Annotated in this window: 8 protein-coding genes and 1 pseudogene; 5 read left to right on the forward strand and 4 right to left on the reverse strand. The window is 74.4% G+C overall.

The window, feature by feature from the left end; genetic code table 11:
• Positions 1-225: 225 nt before the first annotated feature.
• Together ACVNF4_RS29285 and ACVNF4_RS29290 are read right to left on the reverse strand one after the other, a co-directional pair.
• Positions 226-1,236, reverse strand: a pseudogene (locus tag ACVNF4_RS29285) (amidohydrolase); the annotation flags it as partial.
• Positions 1,237-1,342: 106 nt separating this feature from the next.
• Positions 1,343-2,059 (reverse strand): GntR family transcriptional regulator, encoded by a 717-nt coding sequence (locus tag ACVNF4_RS29290; RefSeq protein ID WP_461805899.1) that lies wholly within the window; start codon positions 2,057-2,059, stop codon positions 1,343-1,345.
• 144 nt (positions 2,060-2,203) lie between these two features.
• Between ACVNF4_RS29290 and ACVNF4_RS29295 the strand changes: the two genes are divergently transcribed.
• From ACVNF4_RS29295 to ACVNF4_RS29315, 5 genes are all read left to right on the forward strand, one after another.
• On the forward strand, positions 2,204-3,475 hold the full coding sequence (locus ACVNF4_RS29295) for an MFS transporter (protein WP_461805900.1): 1,272 nt from the start codon (positions 2,204-2,206) through the stop codon (positions 3,473-3,475).
• Entirely contained in the window at positions 3,472-4,326 is an 855-nt protein-coding gene (locus tag ACVNF4_RS29300; protein WP_461805901.1) for a putative hydro-lyase, read from the forward strand. Before ACVNF4_RS29295 ends, ACVNF4_RS29300 begins: the two co-directional genes overlap by 4 nt.
• A gap of 30 nt (positions 4,327-4,356) precedes the next feature.
• Complete coding sequence (locus tag ACVNF4_RS29305) at positions 4,357-5,106, forward strand: LamB/YcsF family protein (protein WP_461805902.1); 750 nt, start codon at positions 4,357-4,359, stop codon at positions 5,104-5,106.
• Positions 5,107-5,194: 88 nt separating this feature from the next.
• Positions 5,195-5,833 carry a 5-oxoprolinase subunit B family protein gene (locus ACVNF4_RS29310; protein WP_461805903.1) on the forward strand — a complete coding sequence of 213 codons (639 nt, stop codon included), beginning with the start codon at positions 5,195-5,197 and terminating at the stop codon, positions 5,831-5,833.
• On the forward strand, positions 5,830-6,699 hold the full coding sequence (locus ACVNF4_RS29315; protein ID WP_461805904.1) for a 5-oxoprolinase subunit C family protein: 870 nt from the start codon (positions 5,830-5,832) through the stop codon (positions 6,697-6,699). Before ACVNF4_RS29310 ends, ACVNF4_RS29315 begins: the two co-directional genes overlap by 4 nt.
• Before the next feature lie 38 nt (positions 6,700-6,737).
• Here ACVNF4_RS29315 and ACVNF4_RS29320 read toward each other — a convergent pair whose 3' ends face one another.
• Both ACVNF4_RS29320 and ACVNF4_RS29325 read right to left on the reverse strand, forming a co-directional pair.
• Entirely contained in the window at positions 6,738-7,589 is an 852-nt protein-coding gene (locus tag ACVNF4_RS29320; protein WP_461805905.1) for an SGNH/GDSL hydrolase family protein, read from the reverse strand.
• Positions 7,586-7,777 (reverse strand): hypothetical protein (locus ACVNF4_RS29325; protein WP_461805906.1); only part of this gene is annotated, 192 nt, incomplete at its 5' end. The genes ACVNF4_RS29320 and ACVNF4_RS29325, both read right to left, overlap by 4 nt.

The raw sequence follows: 7,777 nt of genomic DNA on the forward strand, positions 1-7,777 counted from the left end.
CATCAACAAGTTCAAGGAATGGCGGGGGCTGGCCACCCGCTACGACAAGACACCCGAGAGCTACGCCGCCGGACTTCACCTGCGCGGATCCATCCTCTGGTTACGCAGCCTACCAGCCCTCCCGTGATCGCAACCCAGAACACGCCCTAGGGGCGCGGGGAACTGCGCGACCAGCCACAACGAACCCGCACCCGACAAGACACAGCAGGCCCGCGCCCCCGTCCGCTACCTCTCGAACACCGTCCGTCCCCCCACCACCGTCCGCAGGCAGACCGGCAGTTCCCTCCCCGGTGTCAGGTCCGGCAGGCCGGGTGTGCCTGAGCGGGGGTCGGTGGACCAGCGGGAGACTCGGTCGTCGGGGGCCTGGACGATCAGTTCGCCGGTGTGCCAGATGGCGTAGTCGGCGGGGGCGCCGGGAACCAGCGTGCCGGCGTCGTCGCGGCCGAGAGCGCGCCAGCCGCCGCGGGTGTGGGCGGTGAAGGCGGCGCGGACGGAGATGCGGTGGGCCGGGGTGCGGTGGAACGCGGCGGCGCGGACGGCGGCCCAGGGGCCGAGGGGGGTGACGGGGGCGTCGGAGCCGAAGGCGAGGGGGACGCCGGCCTTCAGGAGCCCGGCGAAGGGGTTCAGGGTCCGCGCGCGGCCGGCGCCGAGGCGCTGCGCGTACATGCCGTCCTCCCCTCCCCACAGCGCGTCGAAGACCGGCTGCACCGACGCCGTGAGCCCCAGCTCGGCGAAGGCCGCGATGCTGTCCGGCGTGAGCATCTCCGCGTGCTCGACCCGGTGCCGCCCGGCGCGGACCCGGGCGAGGCCGATCTCCTCGGCGGCTGCCCTGAACCCCTCGGTCACGGCGGTGACGGCGGCGTCGCCGATCGCGTGGAATCCGGCCTGGAGCCCCGCCTCGGCGCAGGCGACGACGTGCGCGGCGACGGCCCCGGCGTCCAGGTAGGCGAGACCGCTGCCGGGGTCGTCGGCGTACGGCTGGTGCAGACACGCCGTGTGGGAGCCGAGGGCGCCGTCGACGAAGAGGTCACCGGCCGCCCCGGCCGCGCCGAGTTCGCGGGCCTTGTCGACGTCCCGCTCCGCCCAGTAGCCGACGACGCGCGGCCCGGCCGACTCGGCGGCGAGCTTCAGCAGGCCCGTGAAGTCGTCCTCGGAGGAGATCTCGGGGCCGCCGCACTCGTGGACGGAGCCGATCCCGAGGGAGGCGGCGTGCGCGAGGGCGCCGCGCTGAGCTGGGGCGGAACACGGTCCGTCGACGCAGGCGAAGTCACGGTGCACAGACTAGGTCCTCGGTCTGACAACGACCCAAACGCCGGGGTGCGCCGGTGGATCACGGGGCTTTCTAGCCCATGTCGGACACCCGGCGTTCGTACGCCTCTGTCACTCGTTCGCGTGAATCCCGGAGGTACCCCGCGAGCAGCCGTTCCGCCTCGGCGCGGTCGCCCGCCCGCAGTGCCTGGTGGATCTGGTGGTTTCGCGCCAGGTACGGCTCGTGCAGCGCGCGCGGGTCGTCCACGAGGTGGAAGGCGAGGCGGAGTTCGGCGAAGACACCGCGCATGAGTTCGTCGGTGCGGGCGCTGCCCGCGAGGGCGACGAGGGCGCGGTGGAAGTGGATGTTGGCGGTGCCCAGCGATTTCCAGTCATCTTCGCGCAGCGCCGCCTGCCCGTCGGCGACCGCCTCGGCGAGCGCGTCGAGCGCGAACGGCGGCTCTCCGAGGCCCCGGACGACGGCGCACTCGACCAACGCGCGCGTGCGGTAGATGTCCTCGACGTCCTCGACGGTCAGGACGCGCACGAAGACACCCCGGTTGAGTTCGTGGACGAGCAGCCGTTCGTGGGTGAGCAGCCGGAACGCCTCGCGCAGGGTGTTGCGGGAGACGCCGAGGGCGCCGCCGATGCTGTCCTCGGAGAGGCGGGTGCCGGGCGGGAAGTACCCCTCGGCGATCCGGGTGCGGAGGATGTCCGCGACCCGTTCGGCCGTGCTGGTGCGCCCGAGGAGCGCGCGATCGTCCGCGAGTTCCGTCCGGTGTTCCGCGCGCTGCTGCGCCTGCTCCGTCATGCCCGGAATTCAACCGCAGACATCTCAACGAAACAACGTGAGTATTGAAGGATCGTTCAACGATCCCCTACCTTGCTGTACATCTCGGCCAGATCCCGCACGGCTCATTCCCACGCACTCTCCGTCGCTTCTGCGAGGTGCCCCATGAGCACGACCGACACCCACTCCCCCACGACCGGCGCCGACGACGGCCCCCTGAGCTGGCTGCGCTCCCTCGGCCCGCGCGGGCGACGCGCTTTCGCGGGCGCCTTCGGGGGCTACGCCCTCGATTCGTACGACTACTTCACGCTGCCGCTGAGCATGGTCGCGCTGGCCGCGTACTTCGGCCTCGACAGCGGACAGACCGGCCTGTTCACCACCGTCACGCTGGTCGTCTCCGCCGTCGGGGGCGCGATCGCCGGCGTCCTCGCCGACCGCATCGGGCGCGTCCGCGCGCTGATGATCACGGTCGTCACCTACGCCGTCTTCACCGTCGCCTGCGGCTTCGCGCCCACCTACGAGACCCTGCTGCTCTTCCGCGCCCTCCAGGGCCTCGGTTTCGGCGGCGAGTGGGCCGTCGGCGCGATCCTGGTCGCCGAGTACGCGAGCGACCGGCACCGGGGGCGCACCCTCGGCGCGGTCCAGTCGTCCTGGGCGGTCGGCTGGGGGCTCGCCGCGCTGGTGTACACGCTGGTCTTCACCGTCGTCGACGAGGACCTCGCCTGGCGTGTGATGTTCTGGACCGGCGCGCTGCCGGCCGTCCTCGTGCTGTGGATGCGCCGCCGGGTCCAGGACGCGCCGAAGGCGACCGCCGTCCGCGAGCAGAGCGCCGGCCGGGGCTCGTTCACGGCGATCTTCAAGGGGCCGCTGCTGCGGACGACCCTGTTCGCCGGTCTGCTCTCGACGGGCGTGCAGGGCGGCTACTACACGCTGGCGACCTGGGTGCCGACGTACCTGAAGAACGACCGGGGCCTGTCGGTCGTCGGCACGGGCGGCTATCTGACGTTCCTGATCTCGGGCGCCTTCCTGGGCTACCTGACGGGCGGTTATCTGACCGACCGGCTGGGAAGGCGGCGCAACATCTGGCTGTTCGCGCTGCTGTCGGCGGTGTGTGTCCTCGCCTACACGAACATCCCGCACGGCGCGAACACGCTCCTGCTGGTGCTCGGCTTCCCTCTCGGGTTCTGCATGTCGGCGATCTTCAGCGGTTTCGGCTCCTACCTGGCCGAGCTGTACCCCACGCGCGTGCGCGGCACCGGCCAGGGCTTCACCTACAACACCGGCCGCGCGGTCGGCGCCGTCTTCCCGACCACCGTCGGCTTCCTCGCCGACGGCTGGGGCGTCGGCGGCGCCCTGGTCTTCGGCGCGATCGGCTACGGCATCGCGGCCCTGGCCCTCCTGGGCCTGCCGGAGACCAAGGGGAGGACACTGACGTGAAGACGACGTCCTCGTACGACCGTCCCCTGACGGCCGTCGACCCGCACGCGCACGCGTGGAGCCCGAAAACCGCCCGCGCCCGCATCCGGGAGGGCCTCTCGGGGCCCACGGCCGGCGTGGCGCCGGGCCGCGCCCAGGCCAACCTGATCGCCGTTCCCGCCGACTGGGCGTACGACATGCTGCTGTTCTGCCAGCGCAACCCGAAGCCGTGTCCGGTGCTCGACGTGACCGACGCGGGTTCCTGGACGACGCCGCTGGCCGAGGGCGCCGACCTGCGGACCGATCTGCCACGCTATCGGGTGTGGCGGGACGGGGAACTGGTGGACGAGCCGACGGACGCGCGCGCGTACTGGCGCGACGACCTGGTGGCGTTCCTCGTCGGATGCAGCTTCACGTTCGAGTCGGCGCTGTCCCGGGCGGGCGTCCCGATCCGCCATCTCGAACAGGGCCGCAACGTCCCGATGTACGTCACCGACCGCCTCTGCCGGCCCGCAGGCCGCCTCTCGGGGCCCATGGTGGTGTCCATGCGCCCGGTGCCCGCCCGGCACCTGGAGACGGCCGTACGGGAGACCGGGCTGCTGCCCGCCGTGCACGGCGACCCCGTCCACCTCGGCGATCCGGCGGGGCTCGGGATCGCCGACCTGGGGCGGCCCGACTTCGGCGACCCGGTGGACGCCGGGCCCGACGACATCCCGGTGTTCTGGGCCTGCGGCGTCACCCCGCAGGCGGCGGTCATGGCCTCCCGGCCGCCGTTCGCCCTCACGCACGCGCCGGGGCAGATGTTCGTGACCGACGCCCGCGACGAGCAGTACCGCGTGGGCGCCTCGGCCTTCCGGCAGGAGACGGCATGATCCGAGAGACGGCATGACCTGGGAGACGGAATGATCGATCTGAACGCCGACCTCGGCGAGGGCTTCGGGCGCTGGCGGCTCACCGACGACGAGCAGCTCCTCACCGTCGTCACCAGCGCCAACGTGGCCTGTGGCTTCCACGCCGGGGACCCGGTCACCATGCGGCGCGTGTGCGCGCTGGCGGCCGAGCGGGGCGTGACGATCGGCGCGCAGGTCTCCTACCGGGACCTCGCCGGGTTCGGGCGGCGCGCGATGGACGTGCCGCCCGCCGAACTCGCCGCCGAGGTCGCCTACCAGATCGGCGCCCTGGACGTCTTCGCGCGGGCGGCGGGCGCGCGCGTGGCGTACGTCAAGCCGCACGGCGCGCTCTACAACCGGATCGTCCACGACGAGGACCAGGCCCGCGCGGTCGTCGACGGCGTCCTCCTCGCCGGCCCCCTCCCGGTGCTCGGCCTGCCCGGGTCCCGCTTCCTGGAGCTGGCCGGGGAGGCCGGCCTGACCAGTGTCCCGGAGGCGTTCGCGGACCGCGCCTACACCGAGCGGGGGACGCTCGTCCCGCGCGGGCAGGAGGGCGCGGTCGTCCACGACCCCGACGCGGTCGTCGAACGCTCCCTCGCTCTCGCCGGGTCCGGGCACGTGGTCTCCCACACGGGCGTCTCCGTCGCCGTCCGCGCCCGCTCCCTGTGCCTGCACGGCGACACGCCGGGCGCGGTGGACCTCGCGCGGCGGGTGCGGCGGCGGCTGGAGGAGGCCGGGGTGCGGGTGGAGGCGTTCGCGTGAGGAGAGCTACGGTCGGAAGGAGAGGCGCGCGCGTGTGCGGGTGTGCCGGCGGGGGCGGGGATCTCCGGAGAAGCCGGGAGGTGAACCCGTGAGCACGAACCTCCGCGTCCTCCCCGTCGGCGAGGACGCGCTCCTCGTCGAGGTGTCCACCGGCGCCGAGGCCGAGGCCCTGCACGCCGAGCTGAGCCGTCGCCGCGCCTCGGGAGCGCTCACTGTCCGTGAACTCGTTCCCGCGGCCCGTACGGTCCTCCTGGACGGCCTCACGGACCCCGCCAGGACCGCCGCCGAGCTGAAGGCCGCCGAGATCCCGCCGGTCACCGCCCGGACGGAGGCGGCGGTCGGGATCCCGGTGCGCTACGACGGCCCGGACCTGGCCGAGGTCGCCGCCCTCTGGGGCGTCACCCCGCGTGAGGTGGCCCGCCTCCACGCGTCCACCGAGTTCCGCGTCGCCTTCTGCGGCTTCGCCCCCGGCTTCGGCTACCTCACCGGTCTGCCCGCACGCTACGACGTCCCCCGCCGGAGCACCCCCCGGACCGCCGTCCCCGCGGGCTCGGTCGCCCTCGCGGGCCCGTACACCGGCGTGTACCCGCGCTCCTCGCCGGGCGGCTGGCAGCTGATCGGCACCACGGACGCCGTGCTGTGGGACCACACACGCGTGCCCGCGGCGCTGCTGTCGCCGGGCACGCGCGTGCGGTTCGTCCCGGTGGACCCGGAGGTCCGTCCGTGACCGACCGTGCCCTCGCCGTCGTCCGCGCCGGCGCCCTCACGACCCTCCAGGACCAGGGCCGCCCCGGCCACGCCCACCTGGGCGTGCCGCACTCCGGCGCGCTGGACCCCGGTACGGCGGCCCTGGTCAACAGGCTCGTCGGCAACGCGCCCTCGGCGGCCGTCCTGGAGACCACCCTCGACGGTTGCGCCCTGCGCCCCCGCTGCCCGGTCGCCGTGGCCGTCTCGGGAGCGCCCTGTGCGGTGACCGTGGACGGCCGCCCGGCGCCCTGGGGTGCCCCGGTGCACGTCCCGGCGGGTGCCCTCCTGGAGGTCGGCGCGGCCACCTCGGGCCTCCGCTCGTACGTCGCCGTCTCGGGCGGCTTCCTCGTCGAACCGGTCCTCGGCAGCCGCTCCACGGACCTCCTGTCGGGCCTCGGCCCCGCCCCCCTGACGAACGGCACCGTCCTCCCCCTCGGCAGCCCGTCGGCCCCCTCCACGCGCGTGGACACGGCCCCCCGGCAGGCACCGCCCGCCGAACTGATCCTGCACGTCACCCCGGGCCCTCGCGCCGACTGGTTCACCCCCGAGGCCCTGAACACGTTCACCACGCGCGCGTACCGCGTCTCCCCGGCCAGCAACCGCATCGGCCTGCGCACCGAGGGGCCCGTCCTGGAGCGGGCGCGGACCGGCGAACTCGCCAGTGAGGGCATGGTCCTGGGCGCCGTCCAGGTCCCGCCCGACGGGCATCCCGTCGTGTTCCTCGCCGATCACCCGACGACCGGGGGTTATCCGGTCGTCGCGGTCGTCCGCGCGGGCGATCTCGCGGCGGCGGCACAGGCGGTGCCGGGGATCGCGGTGCGGTTCGTGGGAGTGCGGTGGAGGTGAGTGGGTGTTCGCGTCTCGCGCGCAAGAACACCACCGGCTCAAGCCGCCTCTCCCCGCCGCTCCCCCACGGACACCGCCCCCAGCGCGGCCGACACCGCGGCGGCGGCACTCAGGTCCAGCCGGGCGCTGGTCCCCCGCGCGCGGTGGCGCAGTTCGTCGGCGGCGAGGGTGAGCAGCTGGGGCAGCAGGTCGGTACAGCGCCGGGCGACCCAGGCGCTGCCCCGGGTGGCCAGCCACCACAGGCTCGCCGAACGGGTGGGCACCGGGAACTCCGGTTCCGGGGAGGGCGCCGGGCCGGTCGCCCGCCCGGACTCCGTCAGCAGCGCGTGGAAGCGGGCGGCGAGCTGCCGGTGCCCGCGTTCGCCGGGGTGCAGCCGGTCGGCGCTCCACATCGTCCGGTCGCCGACCCAGGCCCCTTCGGCGGCGTGCAGGTGGACGGCGCCGTGCCGCTCGGACAGCGCGTGGACGACCGTGTTGACGGCCCGCCCGCGCCGGGCGAGCGGCCGGGCGAGCGCCCCGGGGAGGCCGAGCATCTCCCCGGGGTCGGGCAGACAGGCGGTCAGCAGGGTCACGCCCCGGCGCGCGAAGGCGCCGTAGACCGTGTCCAGGCGGGTGGCGACGGCCTGGATGTCGAACGTGCAGCGCAGGGTGTCGTTCACGCCGACGACGACGGAGACGACGTCCGGCCGCAGCGCCAGGGCCGTCGGCAGTTGGCGCTCCACCACGTCCCGGGTCTGCGCCCCGCTCACCGCGAGGTTGGTGAACGTGGCCGGTTCCCCGCCGAGCCCGCCCGCCAGCAGCGCCGCCCAGCCCCGCCAGCCGTCACCCACGGGGTCGCCGACGCCTTCCGTCAGCGAGTCCCCGAGGGCGACGAAACGGACGGGGCTCATGCGAGGCTCCGGGAGACGCCGGGACGGGACGGTGCCGTCGCGGCCTCGGTGTCGTCGGCGACGTCGGAACGGGCCGGTGCCGTCGCGTCGTCTGACCGCACCGGCACAGCCGCGTCGTGCGCGGCAAGGAACGCGTCCACCGCGGCCCCCCACCCGAAACACTCCGCCCGCGCGCGGGCCTCCCCCCG

This window comes from Streptomyces sp. S6 (genome assembly GCF_054880855.1).